Source organism: Methylobacterium sp. GXF4 (assembly GCF_000272495.1).
Taxonomy (GTDB): Bacteria; Pseudomonadota; Alphaproteobacteria; order Rhizobiales; family Beijerinckiaceae; genus Methylobacterium; species Methylobacterium brachiatum.
Map to the genome: position 1 here is coordinate 94,046 of NZ_AKFK01000079.1, position 18,934 is coordinate 112,979.

General features: G+C 68.0%; 20 protein-coding genes. 14 read left to right on the forward strand and 6 right to left on the reverse strand.

Translation table 11 applies throughout. The annotated features are described in order from the left end of the window. Window positions 1-57: 57 nt before the first annotated feature. Window positions 58-1,227, forward strand: coding sequence for an acetyl-CoA acetyltransferase (locus WYO_RS22305; RefSeq protein WP_007566717.1), 1,170 nt, complete (start codon window positions 58-60; stop codon window positions 1,225-1,227). A gap of 45 nt (window positions 1,228-1,272) precedes the next feature. Here WYO_RS22305 and WYO_RS22310 read toward each other — a convergent pair whose 3' ends face one another. The 3 genes from WYO_RS22310 to WYO_RS22320 all read right to left on the reverse strand — a co-directional run bounded on the left by WYO_RS22310 (window position 1,273) and on the right by WYO_RS22320 (window position 3,765). Next, window positions 1,273-2,565, reverse strand: coding sequence for an aminotransferase class I/II-fold pyridoxal phosphate-dependent enzyme (locus WYO_RS22310; protein ID WP_007566719.1), 1,293 nt, complete (start codon window positions 2,563-2,565; stop codon window positions 1,273-1,275). A 58-nt stretch (window positions 2,566-2,623) separates the two neighbouring features. Next, window positions 2,624-3,010: a response regulator gene (locus WYO_RS22315; RefSeq protein ID WP_007566721.1), complete on the reverse strand. Its 387-nt coding sequence runs from the start codon at window positions 3,008-3,010 to the stop codon at window positions 2,624-2,626. Window positions 3,011-3,108: 98 nt separating this feature from the next. After that, a complete protein-coding gene (locus tag WYO_RS22320) occupies window positions 3,109-3,765 on the reverse strand; it encodes an alpha/beta hydrolase (protein WP_007566723.1) in 657 nt (218 codons plus the stop codon). 274 nt (window positions 3,766-4,039) lie between these two features. Between WYO_RS22320 and WYO_RS22325 the strand changes: the two genes are divergently transcribed. From WYO_RS22325 to WYO_RS22375, 11 genes are all read left to right on the forward strand, one after another. After that, window positions 4,040-5,209, forward strand: a complete 1,170-nt coding sequence (locus tag WYO_RS22325; RefSeq protein ID WP_007566725.1) for a cysteine desulfurase family protein — start codon at window positions 4,040-4,042, stop codon at window positions 5,207-5,209. 69 nt (window positions 5,210-5,278) lie between these two features. Then, window positions 5,279-6,748 carry a Fe-S cluster assembly protein SufB gene (sufB, locus tag WYO_RS22330; RefSeq protein WP_007566727.1) on the forward strand — a complete coding sequence of 490 codons (1,470 nt, stop codon included), beginning with the start codon at window positions 5,279-5,281 and terminating at the stop codon, window positions 6,746-6,748. Window positions 6,749-6,942: 194 nt separating this feature from the next. Next, complete coding sequence (gene sufC, locus WYO_RS22335) at window positions 6,943-7,695, forward strand: Fe-S cluster assembly ATPase SufC (protein ID WP_007566729.1); 753 nt, start codon at window positions 6,943-6,945, stop codon at window positions 7,693-7,695. A 4-nt stretch (window positions 7,696-7,699) separates the two neighbouring features. Beyond that, a complete protein-coding gene (locus WYO_RS22340; protein WP_007566731.1) occupies window positions 7,700-9,022 on the forward strand; it encodes a SufD family Fe-S cluster assembly protein in 1,323 nt (440 codons plus the stop codon). A 194-nt stretch (window positions 9,023-9,216) separates the two neighbouring features. Further along, window positions 9,217-10,461 carry a cysteine desulfurase gene (locus WYO_RS22345; protein WP_007566733.1) on the forward strand — a complete coding sequence of 415 codons (1,245 nt, stop codon included), beginning with the start codon at window positions 9,217-9,219 and terminating at the stop codon, window positions 10,459-10,461. A 92-nt stretch (window positions 10,462-10,553) separates the two neighbouring features. Next, window positions 10,554-10,937, forward strand: coding sequence for an SUF system Fe-S cluster assembly protein (locus WYO_RS22350; protein WP_007566736.1), 384 nt, complete (start codon window positions 10,554-10,556; stop codon window positions 10,935-10,937). Window positions 10,938-11,354: 417 nt separating this feature from the next. After that, complete coding sequence (locus tag WYO_RS22355; RefSeq protein ID WP_007566737.1) at window positions 11,355-11,693, forward strand: hypothetical protein; 339 nt, start codon at window positions 11,355-11,357, stop codon at window positions 11,691-11,693. A 313-nt stretch (window positions 11,694-12,006) separates the two neighbouring features. Next, complete coding sequence (locus tag WYO_RS22360; protein WP_007566741.1) at window positions 12,007-12,318, forward strand: hypothetical protein; 312 nt, start codon at window positions 12,007-12,009, stop codon at window positions 12,316-12,318. 260 nt (window positions 12,319-12,578) lie between these two features. Beyond that, window positions 12,579-12,920, forward strand: coding sequence for a hypothetical protein (locus WYO_RS31110; RefSeq protein ID WP_128755070.1), 342 nt, complete (start codon window positions 12,579-12,581; stop codon window positions 12,918-12,920). Window positions 12,921-13,122: 202 nt separating this feature from the next. Beyond that, window positions 13,123-14,058, forward strand: coding sequence for an ABC transporter ATP-binding protein (locus WYO_RS22370; protein ID WP_039903769.1), 936 nt, complete (start codon window positions 13,123-13,125; stop codon window positions 14,056-14,058). Window positions 14,059-14,084: 26 nt separating this feature from the next. Then, window positions 14,085-14,846 carry an ABC transporter permease gene (locus tag WYO_RS22375; RefSeq protein ID WP_039903772.1) on the forward strand — a complete coding sequence of 254 codons (762 nt, stop codon included), beginning with the start codon at window positions 14,085-14,087 and terminating at the stop codon, window positions 14,844-14,846. A 2-nt stretch (window positions 14,847-14,848) separates the two neighbouring features. Here the strand turns inward: WYO_RS22375 and WYO_RS22380 are convergent, their stop codons facing one another. Then, window positions 14,849-15,613, reverse strand: a complete 765-nt coding sequence (locus WYO_RS22380) for an alpha/beta hydrolase (RefSeq protein ID WP_007566749.1) — start codon at window positions 15,611-15,613, stop codon at window positions 14,849-14,851. Between the two features lie 125 nt (window positions 15,614-15,738). Here WYO_RS22380 and WYO_RS22385 point away from each other — a divergent pair, with 125 nt between their 5' ends. Beyond that, entirely contained in the window at window positions 15,739-16,584 is an 846-nt protein-coding gene (locus WYO_RS22385; protein ID WP_007566751.1) for an FkbM family methyltransferase, read from the forward strand. A 27-nt stretch (window positions 16,585-16,611) separates the two neighbouring features. Here WYO_RS22385 and WYO_RS22390 read toward each other — a convergent pair whose 3' ends face one another. Together WYO_RS22390 and sfsA are read right to left on the reverse strand one after the other, a co-directional pair. Continuing rightward, window positions 16,612-17,211 (reverse strand): Uma2 family endonuclease, encoded by a 600-nt coding sequence (locus tag WYO_RS22390; protein ID WP_007566753.1) that lies wholly within the window; start codon window positions 17,209-17,211, stop codon window positions 16,612-16,614. Between the two features lie 71 nt (window positions 17,212-17,282). After that, the gene (gene sfsA / locus WYO_RS22395) at window positions 17,283-17,996 is read right to left on the reverse strand and encodes a DNA/RNA nuclease SfsA (RefSeq protein WP_007566755.1); all 714 of its coding nucleotides are present in this window, start codon (window positions 17,994-17,996) and stop codon (window positions 17,283-17,285) included. 160 nt (window positions 17,997-18,156) lie between these two features. Between sfsA and WYO_RS22400 the strand changes: the two genes are divergently transcribed. After that, on the forward strand, window positions 18,157-18,897 hold the full coding sequence (locus WYO_RS22400) for a molybdopterin-binding protein (protein ID WP_007566757.1): 741 nt from the start codon (window positions 18,157-18,159) through the stop codon (window positions 18,895-18,897). Window positions 18,898-18,934 lie beyond the last annotated feature (37 nt).

Sequence of the window (18,934 nt, forward strand, 5' to 3'; positions counted from 1 at the left end):
TGATCCGCGGCCGCCCCGGGGCCATCGTTCGGCGAAGAATCGGGAGGAGTCGACCATATGACGCGCGCCTGCATCGTGGGCTGGGCCCACAGCCCCTTCGGCAAGCTCGATGAACCGGATGTCGAGGCGCTGATCGCGCGCGTGTCCGGCGAAGCGCTGGCGCATGCGGGCGTCGAGGATTCCCAGGTCGACGGCATCTATGTCGGCGTCATGAATACCGGCTTCTCGAAGCAGGGTTTCGAGGGGTCGCAGGTCGCCCTGAATCGACCGGGCCTCGCCCATGCGCCGGCGACGCATCTGGAGAATGCCTGTGCCACCGGCTCGGCCGCGCTCTACGCGGCCCTCGACTTCGTCGACAGCGGCCGCGGCCGGGTCGCCCTGGTGGTCGGCGCCGAGAAGATGACGGCGAAGTCCGTGGCTGAGACGGGCGACATCCTGCTCGGTGCTTCCTACCGGAAGGAGGAGGCCGACATCGAGGGCGGGTTTGCCGGCGTGTTCGGGCGGATCGCGGCGGGCTATTTCCAGCGCTACGGCGATCGCAGCGAGGAGCTGGCGCGGATCGCCGCCAAGAACCACCGCAACGGCGTCGCCAACCCCTACGCGCAGCTGCGCAAGGATCTGGGCTTCGCGTTCTGCAACACGGTCTCCGACAAGAACCCCTACGTGGCGGCGCCGCTCCGCCGGACCGATTGCTCGCTGATCTCGGACGGGGCCGCCGCCCTCGTGGTGGCGGATGCCGAGACCGCCGAGGGGCTGGCGCGGGCGATCGGCTTCCGCGCCCGGGCGCATGTCAACGACATCCTGCCTCTGTCGCGCCGGGATCCGACCGAATTCAAGGGTGCGCGGCTCGCCTGGGAGAAGGCGCGGGCGCAGGCCGGGATCGGCAATGACGACCTGTCCTTCGTCGAGACGCACGATTGCTTCACCATCGCCGAACTCATCGAGTACGAGGCGATGGGTCTGGCCGAGCCGGGCCAGGGCTACCGGGTCGTGCGCGAGGGCCTGACCGAGAAGGGCGGCCGCCTGCCGGTCAATCCCTCCGGCGGCCTGAAGGCCAAGGGCCATCCGGTCGGCGCCACCGGTGTCTCGATGCACGTGATGGCCTGCCTCCAGCTCATGGGTGAGGCCGGCGAGATGCAGGTCCCCGGCGCGAACCTGGCCGGGATCTTCAACATGGGCGGCGCGGCGGTGGCTAATTACGTGTCGATCCTGGAGCGGCGGCGGTAGCGCCACTCCGTATCGGGCCAGCGGAGGAGGGGGATGACTCCCCCCTCAGCCGAGCTTGTCGAGCGCCTGCTTGAGGTCGGCGATCAGGTCGGCCTCGTTCTCCAGGCCGATCGACAGCCGCACGGTCTCGGGGCCGACCTGGGCGGCTTCCTTCTCGTGCTCCGGCAATTGCCGGTGCGTGGTCGAGGACGGGTGGATCGCCAGCGACTTGATCTCGCCGATGTTCACGAGGTGCGAGATCAGCTCCAGCCCGGCGATGAAGGCCAGCGCCGCCGGCTCGCCGCCCTTCAGCGCGAAGGTGAAGATCGAGCCCGGCCCCTGCGGGGTATAGCGCCGCGCCAGCTCCTCCCCGGTCTGGCCGGGCAGGCCGGGATAGCTCACCCAGGCCACCGCCGGATGGTCCTTGAGGAAGGCGGCCACCGCCCGGGCATTGGCGCAGTGGCGCTCCATGCGCAGCGGCAGCGTCTCGATGCCCATCAGGGTGAGGAACGCGTTCATCGGCGACAGGCCGGGGCCGAGGTCGCGCAGGCCGAAGAACCGGCAGGCCGCCGCGAAGGGGGTCTCCGGGAAGCTCTTGGTCAGGACCAGGCCGTCATAGTCCGGCCAGGGCTCGGTGATCAGGTTGTAGCCGCTGGTCCGGGTCCAGTCGAAGGCGCCGGCATCGCAGATCATGCCGCCGATGGTCTGGCCGGAGCCGCCCAGGAACTTCGAGGTCGAGTGCACGACGATGTCGGCCCCGTGCTCGATCGGCCGGATCAGGGCCGGCGAGGCCAGGGTGTTGTCGACGACGAGGGGCAGGCCGTGACGGCGCGCCACCGCGGCGATGCCGGCGAGATCCATCACCGACGCGCAGGGGTTCACGATCGATTCGCAGATGATCGCCCGGCAATCCGGCGTGATCGCGGCCTCGAAATCCGCGGGGGTCATGCCGCGGGCGAAGCGCGGCTTCAGATCGTAGCGGCCGTCGAGGCGGCGCATCAGGCCGAGGGAGCCGCCGAACAGGCGCGGCGAGGCCACGTAGGCGTCGCCGCTCTTCATCAGCGTCATCAGCACGAGCAGCATCGCCGATTGCCCGGACGACACCGCGACGCCCGCCTTGGCGCCTTCCAGGTCGGCGACCCGGCGCTCCAGGGCGGCCACCGTCGGGTTCGAGCCCCGCGAATAGGAGAAGCCGGACCGGCGGCCCGCGAAGATGTCGGCCGCCTGTTCGGTGGAATCGAACACGAAGCCGTTGGTGAAGTAGATCGGCTGGACCCGGGCGCCTGTGGCGGGGTCCGGCGCCGCGCCGGCATGGATGGCCCGGGTCGCGAAACGGTACTTGCGGCTCAATTCCGTCATGGCTCTCGGTCGGCTGTTCGGCGCCCGGATCGTCGCTGCGCCCGAGCCGGAAGAGGCTTCACGCCGCGCGACGGATGAAGGCCTGCAGGGTTCGGACCAGGGTGGTCGGCTCGTAGGGCTTCGGGATGAACCGGGCGCCCTCCGGCATGTCGTTGGGGCCGGGCGTGCCCATGCCGGACACGACCAGCACGGGAATCGTCGGCCAACGATGCGCCACGAGGCGGGCGAGGGCGAACCCGTCCATCGAGCCCTGCGGCATGTCGACATCCGTCATCAGGACGCCGACATCGTCGCGGTTTTCCAGGACCTTGAGCGCCTTGTCGGCGTGGCTGGCTTCCAGCACGGTAAATCCGGCATCCGCCAGGGTGTCGGACGCCTCCATGAGCAGGAGGCCGTCATCCTCCACCAGCAGCACGACGGGTTGGTCGGACGGGCTCTCTGTCATCAGACCTGCGGAGGTTCAGTCGCGACGCGCGAAGCCCGCGCCGTATTCCCCGGGCCTGCCCCCGTCAAGGCGCGGGGGCCGGGCGTAGGACAGCCGTCTCAGGCCGCCTCCTCGCGCTTGCCCAGGCGCTTGTCGAGATAGGTGTCGACGGTCTGGGTCAGCTCGTCCACCTTGCCGTCGAAGAAGTGGTTGGCGCCCTCGACCACCTGGTGCTCGATGATCACGCCCTTCTGGACCTTCACCTTCTCGATCACCGGCATGACCTCGCGGGCCGGCGCGACCCGGTCCTCGGAGCCGTGCACGAACAGGCCGGAAGACGGGCAGGGGGCCAGGAAGGTGAAGTCGAAGCGGTTAGCCATGGCGGCGATCGAGATGAAGCCCTCGATCTCCGGTCGGCGCATGAGCAGCTGCATCCCGATCCACGCACCGAAGGACACGCCGGCGATCCAGCACGACTTCGCCTCCGGGTTGACCGACTGCACCCAGTCGAGCGCCGCAGCCGCGTCGGACAGCTCGCCCGAACCGTGGTCGAACGAGCCCTGGCTGCGCCCGACCCCGCGGAAATTGAAGCGCAGGGCTGCAAAACCGCGATTGGCGAAGGTGTAGAAAAGATTGTACACAATTTGATTGTTCATCGTGCCCCCGAACTGGGGGTGCGGGTGCAGCACGATGGCGATCGGCGCGCCGCGCTTCTTGGGGGCCTGGTAACGGCCTTCCAGACGTCCGGCCGGGCCGGTGAAGATGACTTCAGGCATCGTTCGACTCTCGTTTCAGCGGTCGCCGGCCGCGCGATCGTGGGCAGTGAAAAGGCAGCCTTGACTCGCCGCACGCACACCATACAAACGCTCTTAGAACAGTTCTAGGCGATTAGAACTATTCTAAAGTATGTGAGCTTGCGGGAAATGCTTGCTCCCTGCACCAGCCGTTCGGTTGGCGAGACCTCATTTGTCGGCGCGCCTTAGCACGGCGGACCGGTGCGCGGGCAAGGAATTGTAACGCGCCGTACCCAGGGGACGACACGGAATCAGCATGAGCCGGGCCCGCGCCTATCTCGATCACAACGCGACTGCCCCGGTCCGCCCGGCCGTGGCAGAGGCGGTGGCGCGCGCGCTGATGCTCCCCGGGAACCCCTCATCGATCCATCAGGAGGGCCGTGCCGCCCGCGCGGCCCTGGAATCCGCCCGCGCGCAGGTCGCCGCCCTGGTGGGTGCTCGCCCGGCACAGGTGGTGTTCACCAGCGGCGGGACGGAGGCCGCGAATGCGGTCCTGTCCGGGGCGCTCGGGCGCCGTGGGCAGCCGAAGCCGACGCGCCTGCTGCATTCCGCGACGGAGCACCCCTGCGTGGCCGCCGGCCACCGTTTCCCCGAGGGCGCGGTCGAGCAGCTTCCGGTCACCCCCGACGGCGTGATCGACCTCGCTGTCCTTGAACGCCGGCTCGCCGCGCTGGCGGGCGAGAGCGTGCTGATCTCGGTCCATGCCGCCAACAACGAGACCGGGGCGGTCCAGCCCCTGGCCGACATCGTCGCCCTGGCGCGCGCGCATGGCTCAGCGCTGGTGCACAGCGATGCCGTGCAGGCTGTGGGCAAGATCGCCCTCGACATGGGCGCCCTCGGGCTCGATGCGCTTACCCTGTCGGGCCATAAATTCGCGGCCCCGAAGGGCGGCGGCGCGATGATCCTCGCCGACGACGTGGCCCTCGACGACGCCTTCCTGCGCGGCGGCGGTCAGGAGCGCCGGCAGCGCTGCGGGACCGAGTGCCTGCCGGCCATCGTCGGCATGGGCGAGGCGGCGCGCCTCGCCGGCGAGGCGCTCGACCGGGAGGCCGCACGCCTCTCGGCCCTGCGCGACCGGATCGAGACCGGCCTCCTTGCCCAGGCGCCCGACGCGGTGGTGTTCGCCGCTGGCGCCGTTCGCCTCCCCAACACGCTCAGCTTCGCGGTCCCGGGTCTCGATGCCCCCGCGGCGCTGATCGCCCTCGACCTCGCCGGCGTGGCGGTGTCGTCCGGCTCGGCCTGCTCCTCGGGCAAGGTCGCACGCTCGGCGACGCTGGCGGCGATGGGCGTCGATACCAAGCTTGCCGGGGGGGCGCTGCGCGTCAGCCTCGGCTGGAACACGGTGGACGAGGATGCGTCATGCTTTCTCGACGCCTTCGAACGGGTCTTGCAGCCCCTATATAAGCGGCGAGGGTGCGCGGCCTGAGCGGCCGCGTCCCACGCTTTCCGAAAGACGCTTCCCGGTCCTTGAAACCGGGCTTGCCAGGAGACGCTGATGCCTGCCGTGCAGGAAACAATCGACCGGGTCCGCTCGATCGACCTCGACCAGTACAAGTACGGGTTCGAGACCACCATCGAGATGGAGAAGTCCGCCAAGGGCATCTCCGAGGATGTCGTGCGCTTCATCTCGGCCAAGAAGAACGAGCCGGCTTGGCTGCTGGAATGGCGCCTCGACGCCTACCGCCGCTGGCTCACCATGAAGGAGCCGGACTGGGCGCGCGTCTCGTACGACAAGGTCGATTATAACGACATCTACTACTACGCCGCGCCCAAGCGCCCGGCGGCGATGTCGCTCGACGAGATCGATCCCGAGATCCTGAAGACCTACGAGAAGCTCGGCATCCCGCTGCGCGAGGTCGAGGTGCTGGAAGGCATCGCGCCGGAGCGCCGCGTCGCGGTCGACGCCGTGTTCGACTCGGTCTCGGTGGCGACCACCTTCAAGAAGGAGCTCTCGAAGGCCGGCGTGATCTTCATGCCGATCTCCGAGGCGGTCCAGGAATATCCCGAGCTGGTCCAGAAGTACCTGGGCACGGTGGTGCCCTCGACCGACAACTTCTTCGCGACATTGAACTCGGCCGTCTTCTCCGACGGCTCGTTCGTCTACATCCCGCCGGGCGTGCGCTGCCCGATGGAGCTGTCGACCTATTTCCGCATCAACGAGCGCGACACCGGCCAGTTCGAGCGCACGCTGATCATCGCCGACAAGGGCTCCTACGTCTCGTATCTGGAGGGCTGCACCGCCCCGAAGCGCGACGACAACCAGCTCCATGCCGCCGTGGTCGAGCTGGTCGCCCTGGACGACGCCGAGATCAAGTACTCGACGGTCCAGAACTGGTACCCGGGCGATAACGAGGGCAAGGGCGGCATCTACAACTTCGTGACCAAGCGCGGCGATTGCCGCGGTGCCCGCTCGAAGATCTCCTGGACCCAGGTCGAGACCGGCTCGGCGATCACTTGGAAGTACCCGTCCTGCATCCTGCGCGGCGACGAATCCCGCGGCGAGTTCTACTCGATCGCGGTGTCGAACGGCATGCAGCAGGTCGATTCCGGCACCAAGATGATCCATCTCGGCAAGAACACCACCAGCCGGATCATCTCGAAGGGCATCTCCGCCGGGCGTTCGCAGAACACCTATCGGGGCCTCGTCTCGGCCCACAAGAAGGCCAAGAACGCCCGCAACTTCACCAATTGCGACTCGCTGCTGATCGGCGACCAGTGCGGGGCGCACACCGTGCCCTACATCGAGTCGAAGAACGCCTCGGCGGTATTCGAGCACGAGGCGACCACCTCGAAGATCTCCGAGGACCAGAAGTTCTACTGCCTGCAGCGCGGCCTCTCCGAGGAGGAGGCGACCGCCCTCATCGTCAACGGCTTCGTCCGCGACGTGCTGCAGCAGCTGCCGATGGAGTTCGCCGTGGAGGCCCAGAAGCTGATCTCGATCAGCCTCGAAGGCTCGGTCGGCTAAGTCCAGAGCGGATCGGATACCCCAGGCGATCGCGGCACCCCCGCGGTCGCCTTCCGGATCGCGTGACGGCTCTCACGCGCGGCATCCGGAGCTGAAGGCCTTCGAAATGGCCGTCTCGGTGACGGCGATAAGGAACTGACGGCACGCGGTCGGCGCATGAACCCGGCTCGCCGTTCGATAGGACTTGAACTAACATGTTGGAAATCAAGAACCTCGTCGTGCAGATCGAGGACAACCGCATCCTGAATGGCCTGAACCTGACCGTGAACGACGGTGAGGTCGCGGCGATCATGGGGCCGAATGGGTCGGGCAAGTCGACCCTGTCCTACGTCATCGCCGGCAAGGAGGACTACGAGGTCCTCGACGGCGAGATCCTGCTCGACGGGCAGAACGTGCTGGAGATGGCCGCCGACGAGCGCGCCGCGGCCGGCATCTTCCTGGCCTTCCAGTATCCGCTGGAGATCCCCGGCGTCGGCACCATGACCTTCCTGAAGGCGTGCCTGAACGCGCAGCGCAAGGCGCGCGGCGAGGCGGAGATCTCGACCCCGGATTTCATCCGGAAGGTCAACGCCGCGGCGGACAAGCTCGAGATCAACAAGGAGATGCTCAAGCGCGCCCTCAATGTCGGCTTCTCCGGCGGCGAGAAGAAGCGCATGGAGATCCTCCAGATGGCGCTGCTCGAGCCGAAGTTCTGCGTGCTCGACGAGACCGATTCCGGCCTCGATATCGATGCCCTGCGCATCGTCTCCGAGGGTGTGAACGCGCTGCGCGCGCAGGGCCGCTCGTTCCTGGTGATCACCCACTACCAGCGTCTGCTCAACCACATCGTGCCCGACACCGTGCACGTCATGTCGAAGGGCCAGATCGTGAAGACCGGCGGCAAGGACCTGGCGCTCGAGCTCGAAGCGTCGGGCTATGCCGAGTACCGCACCAACGAGGCCGCGTAAGCCCATGGCCGACATCCAGAACCTGCGCACCAGCGCCGAGACCGGGCTGTCGAACCTGTTCGAAGCCGCGCGTAAGGGCTTCGCTTCGGAAGAGGCGATCGCCCGCGAGGAGGCGTTCCGCTTCTTCGAGGCCGCCGGCTTGCCGAGCCGGCGCGTCGAGGCGTTCAAGTACACCGACTTGCGCGCCGCCATGAAGGAGGCGGTCCCGCCGGCCGAGGCGCCGTCGCCCGAGGTCGCTCAGGCCGCCGTCGCGTCGGCCAAGGGGTTTGCCGGCCTCGATGCCGCGCGCCTGACCTTCGTGAACGGTCATCTGATCCGTCCGCTGTCGGACCTCGACGGCTTGCCGGCCGGCCTCACCGTCACGCCGCTCAACGACGCGATGGGCAAGGGCGATGCGCGCCTGCGTCTGCTGGCCCCGGTCGAGCAGGCGCGAGAGAACCCGGTCTTCCAGCTCAACACCGCCTTCCTGGCCGACGGCGCCCTGATCTCGGTGGCCCCCGGCACGAAGATCGAGCGGGCGCTGCATCTGCGCTTCGTCGGCACCGGGTCGGAGGGCTTCTCGACCGCCACCCGCGTGCTGGTCGATCTCGGCGCGGGTGCCGAGCTGACCCTGCTGGAAAGCCACGAGGGGCCGGACGATATCACCTACCAGCCGAACGATGCGCTCGATGTGCGCGTCGGCAAGCAGGCAGTGTTCCGCCACGCCCGGCTCAACCGTGAGGGCAAGGCCGCCATCGCGCTCTCGACGATCAGCGTACGTCTCGACGACGAGGCGCGCCTGGAGACCGTCAACCTGGTCACGGGTGCCGTCCTCTCGCGCCACCAGATCTTCATGCATGTCGCGGGCGAGAACGTGAACGCCGTCGTCAACGGCGCCGCGATGCTGGGCGACGGCCAGCTGGCGGACTCGACCCTGCTGGCCGATCATGCCGCCGTCGGCGGCGTCGGCCGGGAGATGTTCAAGACGGTGATCGACGGGGACGCCACCGGGGTGTTCCAGGGCAAGATCATCGTGCGCCAGGCGGCCCAGCAGACCGACGGCAAGATGAAGTCGGATTGCCTGCTCCTCAGCGACGAGGGGCAGATGATGAACAAGCCGGAGCTGGAGATCTTCGCCGACGACGTCGCCTGCGGTCACGGCGCCACCTGCGGCGCGCCGGATGAGGACCTGCTGTTCTACCTGATGGCCCGCGGCCTGCCCCGTGCGGTGGCCGAGAGCCTGCTGGTCCAGGCCTTCATCGGCGAGGCGGTCGAGTCGGTCTCGCACGAGGGCGCCCGTGCGGCGCTGATCGGCGAGATCGAGGCCTGGCTCGCCGCGCGCGCCTGACCCATCGGCCGATCTCGTCCCGAGGTCGGCCGAGGACGCGGACCCGAACCCCCGGAACCCGGCAAGGCCGTCGCGTTGGGCGGTTCGTGGGTCGCCAAGAACTTCGGAGGCCTCTGCCGAGACCTCCGCTTCTCTCCGGCCCCTCGGATCGAGGTGGCCCATGGGACGGACTTAGGTCTCAGAAGGTCGCGACAATGAACGCACCCGTCCTCACCAAAGGCTACGACGTCGCGGCGGTCCGCCAGGACTTCCCGATCCTGTCGCAGACGGTCTACGGCAAGCCGCTGGTCTATCTCGACAACGCCGCCTCGGCGCAGAAGCCCCGACAGGTGATCGACGCCATGGTCTCCTGCATGGAGACCGGCTACGCCAACGTCCATCGCGGCCTGCACTTCATGGCGAACGCCGCCACGGAGGGGTTCGAGGGTGCCCGCGAGACCACGCGCCAGTTCCTCAACGCGGCCTCCACGGACGAGATCATCTTCACCCGCAACGCCACCGAGGCCTACAACCTCGTGGCCTCCAGCATGGGCTGGGCCGGGCTGATCGGCGAGGGTGATGAGATCATCCTGTCGATCATGGAGCATCACTCCAACATCGTGCCCTGGCACTTCCTGCGCGAGCGGCGCGGGGCCGTGATCAAGTGGGCGCCGGTGGACGAGGACGGCAACTTCCTGGTCGACGAATACGAGAAGCTGTTCACGCCGCGCACCAAGATGGTGGCGATCACGCATATGTCGAACGTGCTGGGCACGGTAACGCCGGCCGAGGAGATCGTCCGCATCGCCCATGCCCACGGCGTGCCGGTTCTGCTCGATGGCGCACAGAGCGCCGTCCACCAGCCGGTCGACGTGCGCGCGCTGGACTGCGATTTCTTCATTTTCACCGGCCACAAGGTCTACGGCCCGACCGGCATCGGCGTCCTCTACGGCAAGAAGGAATGGCTGGAGCGGCTGCCCCCCTATCAGGGCGGCGGCGAGATGATCCGGACCGTCAGCCAGGATACGGTGACCTACAACGACCCGCCGCATCGGTTCGAGGCCGGGACCCCGGCGATCGTCGAGGCGGTGGGGCTCGGAGCGGCGCTCGAATACATGCTGGGGTTGGGCCGGGAGAACATCGCCGCGCACGAGGCGATGCTGACCCGCTACGCCCACGAGCGGCTCGGCGCGATGAACGCCCTGCGGATCATCGGTACGGCCAAGGGCAAGGGCGGCGTCGTGAGCTTCGAGATGAAGGGGGCGCACGCCCACGACATCGCCACGGTGATCGACCGCCAGGGCGTGGCGGTGCGTGCCGGGACCCATTGCGCCATGCCGCTGCTCACGCGCTTCGGCGTGACATCCACCTGCCGGGCCTCGTTCGGCCTCTACACGACCACCGCCGAGATCGATGCCCTTGCCGAGGCGCTCGGCAAAGCCGAGATGATGTTCGCCTGATCGGCGCAAAGTCCCGACCCTGATCGTGCGGGCGATGCGCGAGCTGCGATGAAACCGGTTCCGTCTGCGCGGGCCCGGGGGAGAAGGAAACCATGAGCACCGACGCCACAATCACCGGCGGCGCCAACGCCCCCGCGGTCGAAGCCGCCTCGGCGATCCCGCCGGCCGAGCTGGACCGGCTGACCGACGACATCGTCGCCGCGTTGAAATCGGTCTACGATCCGGAGATCCCGGCCGACATCTACGAGCTCGGCCTAATCTACAAAGTCGATATCGGCGACGACCGGAAGGTCGCGATCGACATGACGCTGACGGCCCCGGGCTGTCCCGTCGCCGGCGAGATGCCGGGCTGGGTCGAGAACGCGGTCAGCGCCGTGCCGGGCGTGCAATCCTGCGCCGTGACCATGGTGTTCGATCCGCCGTGGGATCAGAGCCGGATGTCGGACGAAGCCCGCGTCGCCCTCGACATGTGGTAGGGCCCGTCAGGCTGCTTCACGCCATTGGCTCGAAGCAGTCGATCGCAGACCGCAGACACCCGTCGCAAGGGCCTGCCAAGGCACGGTGGCCCATGCGACGGCTAAACCGTCGGGGATTTTGGGCCGATACCGGCATAACACGACCGATCCGGACGGACATGATTGCTATTCCCGCGATCGGACCCGCTGAGCCTTCGGTCGAGCGCTTTTCAAACACGCAGCATCCAGCGCTCCGGATGAAACGATAGACAAATCCATTGCATCTCAGCTTGCTTCAAATCGGACATTCAGCGCCACCGCGCCGCCTTCGTGTATCAATCCAGGCGGGTTTTTAAGCGTTCGCTAACCACGATTGCCCACAGCAGCAGTCCGGCGGCCGGTATGCGCGGCGTCGCTCGATGCGAATGGTGGGGACGGATGGGTCCGGGTTACGTGATCGCGGCACTCCTCGAAGGGGCCGGGCTCAGCGGTCTGGTGGTTGCCGCGTTCGTGATGCGTACGGAGCGGATGGCACGCGTGGCCGAGTTGCGCACGGTGCTGCGAACCGGTCAGTCGTCGACCGCTGTCGTGAAACCTGCGGTGCCACGGCGTTGGCGCATGGGCGCGCCGCGCATCGTCAGCGTACCGGTCGTCGTGCAGCCCCGCGGCGCCACGCGGCCGAGGGAATCCGCCGCCCGCTCGGCCCTGGGCCGCGCCTTCGTGCAGGCCGCCCCGCTGCCCGCTCGCGGCATGGCCGCCTCGATCAGCGCAGGATGACGTCGAGGCCGCTGCCGAGCAGCGTGACGGCGCTGAGCAGCAGCATGAATTTCAGGTCTTCGAAACGGGCGCTCATGATCGATCCTGACCTCTAAGGGTGCGGGTTGCTGTCCGGGTGCTGAATTATCGTCCGATGAACGGCTTTTTCGCGAGTCGTTTCAGGAACTGTTAGGCATTGGTCCGCGCTTTCCATTCGGTAACGTTGATGACCGGTTAAGATCGCTGCGTCGTGCTGGATCCGTCTTAACTTCGGCTCGGCAGGGTCGCGGTGCGGGGCCGCACGGTCATGCAGCAACAGGAAGGGCGCAGGCCTATGACGCAGCCATCGGCCAGCCCCGTCCTGCGGGTGCGCGACTGGCTTTTCCGGGATCGGCGGACGGGCGCCATCACCGTGGCGCAGTGGCCCAACCTGCCGCTCTGGCTGTTTTTCGGCCTCATGCTCGCCGCCTGGCTCGCCCGCGGCACCGAGCCCGCCGCCACGTGGCTGAGCCTTGCCGCCGACGTCGCGCTCGGCTGGTGGGCGATCGATGAGCTCGTCCGCGGCGTCAATCCGTGGCGGCGGCTGCTCGGTCTCGCCACGCTGATCGGTCTCGCAACCCTGATCGCCCTGCGGGGCGGCGGCTGACGCGGCTCTCGGCTGACTTGACCCGTCCAGCAACCCGAGCGTGTTCCGCTTGACCGCTTCTCCGGGAGCGTTGGACCAATTGACGCGACGGGCGATTATAGCTGCGTCGATCGACCATGCGTCGAAGACCAGTCTCTCGATCGAAGACATTAGATCTCGCACGGCGATATAGGATGAGATTTGAAATTCAGAATGCGTTTCGTCCTCAGTAAACTACTGAGAAGCGTAACGGTGGATTGCAGCGCGGCCAAAAGTCATGAATGGTCGCGCCGGATTTCGACCCGAGTCGTGCCGGCCCCGTGGGCGCATGCTCCCACGCTCGGCTTCTATGGGGGCTGGAAGGCAGGATGAGCGACGCAGTACGCTTCGGATCGGACGATGCCGCACCTCGTTTCGAAGAGGAAGAGCGGCTTCTCGGCCGGATTGCCGGCATGCTCAACTTGCCCGTCGCGGTCTTTCGGCGCGGCCACGCCGCCTATTCGCCGGACAAGGGTCCGACCGCGTCCGAATGCGCGACGATGCTGGCGGCCTTCACGCGCATCCGCGACCCGGATGCCCGTCGGGAATGCCTGGCGATGGTCGAGGGCCGCGCGGACGCGTAGCCGGGCGGGCCCCTCCCGCTGTGCGCCGGCACACATCGTCCCGCTGAGAGCCGCGCCCGTCGCGTGCTATAGGGGCGCCCGCTTCCGATAGCGGCCCGCCGATCGGCGGGTTGTGTGGACCGTCGCGATGTCCTCGGCAGCGGCATCCCTCAAGCCGGGACGATCGTCCCCGGCACACGATGCCCCGCGTTCGATTCAGGCCCTGATGCCGATTATCTCCATCTCGAAGCTGTCGAAGACCTACAAGTCGGGCTTCACCGCGCTGAGCAACATCGACCTCGCCATCGAGCGCGGCGAGATCTTCGCGTTGCTGGGCCCGAACGGGGCCGGCAAGTCGACGCTGATCAACATCGTCTGCGGCATCGTCACGCCGAGCTCAGGGACGGTGATGGTCGATGGCCACGACATCGCCGCGGATTACCGCGCCGCGCGCCGGGCCATCGGCCTGGTGCCCCAGGAGTTGACCACCGACGCCTTCGAGACGGTGCTGAACACGGTGAGCTTCTCGCGCGGCCTGTTCGGGCTGCAGCCGGATCCGGGCCATATCGAGACGATTCTGCGGGCCCTATCCCTCTGGGACAAGCGCGACAGCCGCCTCATGACCCTGTCCGGGGGGATGAAGCGCCGGGTGCTGATCGCCAAGGCGCTGTCGCACGAGCCTCGGGTGCTGTTCCTCGACGAGCCGACGGCCGGCGTCGACGTGGAGCTGCGGCAGGACATGTGGGGGCTGGTGCGCGACCTGCGCCAGCAGGGCGTCACGGTGATCCTGACGACCCATTACATCGAGGAAGCCGAGGAGATGGCCGACCGCATCGGCGTCATCCGGCGGGGCCAGATCATCCTGGTCGAGGAGAAGGCGGCGCTGATGCGCAAGCTCGGGCGCAAGCAGCTGACGCTTCAGCTCCAGGCGCCGATCACCGAGGTTCCGCCGGAGCTGTCCGATTACGGGCTGCTGTTGGCCGGCGACGGCCGCGAGCTGGTCTACACCTACGACACGCGCGCCGAGCGGACCGGCATCACCGGGTTGCTCACCGGCCTGGCGGCCGCCGGCATCCGGTTCAACGATCTCCATACGGAACAGTCCTCCCTCGAGGACATCTTCGTCGGCCTCGTGCGCGAGGGCGAGGCGAGGGCATGACAACCGGCACGAGCGCAACGATGAACATGAACTGGCCGGCCGTCCGGGCGATCTACCGGTTCGAGATGGGCCGCTTCTGGCGTACCGCCGGGCAGAGCATCCTCGCCCCGGTGATCTCGACGACACTCTATTTCGTGGTGTTCGGGGCCGCGATCGGCTCGCGGGTCTCGGCGGTGGACGACGTGCCCTACGGGCTGTTCATCGTGCCCGGGCTGATCATGCTCTCGTTGCTGACGCAGAGCATATCGAACGCCTCGTTCGGCATCTACTTCCCGCGCTTCGCCGGCACGATCTACGAGATCCTGTCGGCCCCGATCTCGCCGCTGGAGGTGGTGCTGGGATTCGTCGGCGCGGCGGCCTCGAAGTCGATCCTGATCGGCCTGATCATCCTGGCGACCTCGGCGCTGTTCGTGCCGTTGCGGATCGATCACCCGATCTGGATGATCGGCATCCTGCTGCTGACCGCGGTCACGTTCAGCCTGTTCGGCTTCGTCATCGGGCTCTGGGCGGACGGGTTCGAGAAGCTCCAGCTGGTGCCGCTCCTCGTCGTGACGCCGCTGACCTTCCTGGGCGGCAGCTTCTACGCGATCAACATGCTGCCGCCGTTCTGGCACGCGGTGAGCCTGGTCAACCCGGTCGTCTACCTGATCAGCGCCTTCCGCTGGGCGTTCTTCGGCAAGGCCGATGTCAGCATCGCGATCAGCCTCGGGATGACCGCGCTGTTCCTGGTGATCTGCCTCGGCCTCGTCACCTACATCTTCCGGACCGGCTACCGCCTGAAGAGCTGATTTCAGGGCTGCGCGGCGAGGAACGCCAAGACGCCGTCCCGGTGCGGCTTGGCGCCGACCGCGGTGGAATGGTCCTTGCCCTCGATCTCCAGGGCGCGCGCGTCCGGGATCAAGGCAGCCAGCGCCGGGCCGGAGCCCGCGACCGTGTCGAGGGTGCCCACCGAGACCAGCACCGGCACCTCGATCTGGGCGAGTTCCGCCCGGCTCAGGGTCTGGCGCGAGCCGCGCATGCAGGCGGCGAGCGCCCGCAGGTCGCTGCGCGTCTGCTCGGCAAAAGTCCGGAACGCCGCGGCGGTCGGGTTCGGGGCGGGTGTGCCGGCGGGCGCTTCGAGGGCCTCGGCGATCCCGGACGGCAGGCCCTTGCCCTCCACGAGATGCATGCCGAGGCCGCCGATCAGGGCGGAGCGGACCCGGTCGGCATAGTCCAGGGCGACATGCGCGGTGATCCGGGCCCCCATCGAGTAGCCCATCACGTGGGCGCGCTGGATCCCGAGATGGTCGAGCAGCCGCACCGCGTCCCCGGCCATGGCCTCGGAGCTGTAGGCCGCCGGGTCGTAGAGCTTCTCGCTCTCCCCGTGGCCGCGATTGTCCAGCGCGATCGCCCGGTAGCCGGCCTGGGTCAGCGCCCGCACCCACTGGGTGTTGACCCAGTTGACCGCGTGGTTCGAGGCGAAGCCGTGGATCAGCAGGACCGGCGTACCGGCCCCTTCCGCCGGAGGGACGTCGATATAGGCGATCCGCACGCTGTCCGAATCGAAGGAATCCATGCCGCGCAACCCGTGCCGTGTCGGTGCCTTGACGAGACCCGACGCTTAGACCACCCGGCCGCGCGGGGGCAACGCGGATCGATCCGCTTGCGGGGCAGGGCGCCGGCTGGCACACCGCCCCGGTTATGACCGATACCAAGCCCTACGGCACCTACGAACCGGCCGGCCTCGTCGCGGCGATCACCCGGCGGACGAACCGGATCCCGGCCGAATCCTGGTACGGGCGGCGCCTCGCGCTGTTCCTGCGCCGGATCGCGATCTCCCGGCTGGGCGGAAAGCCTCTCGACGTGACCCGATACGGGGCCCGGATGCGGTTGCACCCCTACAACAACAATTGCGAGAAGAAGGTGCTGTTCACGCCGCAATTCTTCGACCCGCAGGAGCGGGCGATGCTGCAGGCGCGCCTGCCGCAGGATTGCGTGTTCCTCGATATCGGCGCCAATATCGGCGCCTATGCCCTGTGCGTGGCGGCGTTCTCGGGACCGGCCGCCCGGATCGTCGCGGTCGAGCCGCAGCCCGACGTATTCGCGCGCCTGACCTACAACATCGCCCAGAACCCGTTCCACACCGTCAAGGCGGTGGCCTGCGCGGTGGCCGACAAAGCCGGTGAGCTGACCCTGTTCATCGACCCCCGCAACCGCGGGGAATCGAGCCTGCGGATCGTGGGCACCAACGAGGGCGCACGGATCACGGTGCCGGCCGTGACACTCATCGGATTGCTGCGGGCCGAGGGCCTGACGCGCGTCGACGCGATCAAGCTCGACGTGGAAGGCGCCGAGGACCTGATCCTTGAGCCGTTCCTGCGCGAGGCGCCGGAAGCGCTGCTCCCGCGCATCCTGCTGATCGAGAACGGTACCGGACAGTGGCAGCTCGACCTGCCCCGGCACCTGGAAGGGTTCGGCTACCGCGAGATCTCACGCTCCCGCCTGAACCTGATGTTCGAGCGCCGGGCGCCGGTCAGGGCGGGGTGACAGGCGTGCGCCGATCCGACGGCGCCGTCATGCTTGGCGGCGCGGGTCGAGATGTGTGTCGAGATAAATGTCGGCGAGAGTGCAGATCGGGCCGAGATCACCCAGCAGTAGCTGATCATCCGGCGCCGCATAGGTCGTGACGACCCAGGTCGCAGCGCCGCGCCGCTCGTGGATCGTCACCGACAGCATGTCCTGCTCGGCCACCACGATGAAGCCATTGTTGGGATGGGAGCGATAGAATCGCAGCTTACTCTCGAGCAATCGGCCGCGGTCACTGGCCGACGGCACCTCCATCACGAGGTAAAAGCGATCGGTGAAGCTGCGCTCCGTATCGGTTTGCGCGTCGATCACCGTGACCTCGGGTTCTGGTCGATACGAGGACCGGCTGGAAACTTCGATCCCGATCTCCCGGTCGGCCCGCCAAGCGGGCCGCGAGCGGCGCAGCACGGCATTCAGATGCCGCTCGAAATTGCTCGCGATCCGCTGATGCGCGATCCTCGGAGCGGCCGACTGCATGGGGATGCCCTCGATCAGCTCCCACCGCTCTTCGGACGGGCGCGTCTCTAGGAATGCGCGGAACGCGGCAGCGTCGAAGACATGGTGGTCGAGCTGCGCAGAGTCGGCCATGGGATGCGTCGGTACCGCGGCAGTAACGCTAAGATCCTAGCACAAACCCCGCACGGTCTCCACGCGACGGATCACGGCGGGGTGATCACCGGGATCTCGTCGGTCAGGGCGACGCCCGCCGGGCTGACGGCGCAGCGATAGACGCGCACTTCCACGCCCGCCGCGCATGCCTCCCGGAACGCCCGGTCGAAGGCCGGGTCGATGTCCCGGGCGACATCGAACGCCTCCGCGTGCATCTGCACCACGATGACCACCAGGGCCCGGCCGCCGTCTGCGACCACCTGGGCGAGGTCGCGCATGTGCCGGGCGCTGCGGGCGGCGACGCAGTCCGGGAATTCCGCGAGGCCGGGGCGACGCATCATGTGGCAGTTCTTCACCTCGACGTGGCACGGCCCGGCTGCCGCGCCGCTCGCGAGGAAATCGACCCGGCTGGCCTGCGCGTAGCGGACCTCCGGCCGGAAGACGTCGTGGCCGGCGAGCGCACCGATCACGCCGGCGCGAAACGCCTCGGCCACGAGCGCATTCGGGCGCAGGGTGTTGATGCCGACCCATTGCGGACCGCCCGGCAGGTCGGCTTCCACCAGCTCCCAGGTCAGAGGCAGCTTGCGGGTCGGGTTGGTCGAGCGCGACAGCAGCACCGGCCGGCCCGGCAGGTTGAGGCCGAGCATGGCGCCGGGATTGGGGCAATGGGCCGTGACGAGGCCGTCATCGGTCTCGATATCGGCCAGGAAGCGCTTGTAGCGCTGCACGAGCCGTCCCGGGATGAGCGGCGCGGCGAAGAGCATCGGATATCTCCGGGTTCGTGTGGTCCGGGCCGGCGGCCGCGCTATCTGCTGACCATCCGCCGTCGCAGGTGTCACCGCTGGAGCGGCGGGACCGATGCGCGCAGGATCGATCGGCCGGATCGCGATCCGGCCCCGACCTTCCCTCCGACCATAGAGTCCCATGGACCAGCCTTCCGATCCGATCACCGCCGCGATCCTCGTCATCGGCGACGAGATCCTGTCGGGGCGCACCAAGGACAAGAATATCGGCACCATCGCCGACTTCCTCACCGCCGCCGGGATCGACCTGCGCGAGGTGCGGGTCGTGCCGGACGAGGCCGCCATGATCATCGAGGCGGTGAACGCTCTGCGGGCGCGCTACACCTACCTGTTCACCACCGGCGGGATCGGCCCGACCCATGACGACATCACCGCCGATTGCGTGGCCGAGGCCTTCGGGGTCGGCATCGACATCGACGAGCGGGCGCGGGCGATGCTGCTGGAGCGCCACAAGCCCGAAGACCTGAACGCGGCCCGCCTGCGCATGGCGCGGATCCCGTTCGGGGCCGACCTGATCCCCAACGCGGTCTCGAAGGCGCCGGGCTTCCGCATCGGCAACGTCCATGTCATGGCCGGGGTGCCGAGCGTGATGCAGGCCATGCTGGACGCCATCGCGCCGACCCTGAAGGGCGGTGCCGCGATGATGTCCGAGACCATCGAGGCGGGTGGGCTGCCCGAGGGGCACTACGCCAGCGACCTCGGCGAGATCGCCAAGGCCCGGCCGGCCGTGTCGATCGGCTCCTATCCGGCGATGACGCCGGACGGGTTTCGCAACCGGATCGTCGTGCGCAGCCGGGATGCACAGGCCCTCGCGGAGGCACGCCAGGCCGTCGAGGCGTTGTTGGCACAGCTGTCGGCCTGAGATCCCGGCATCCGGTTGGGTTGCGTCGCGGAGCTGA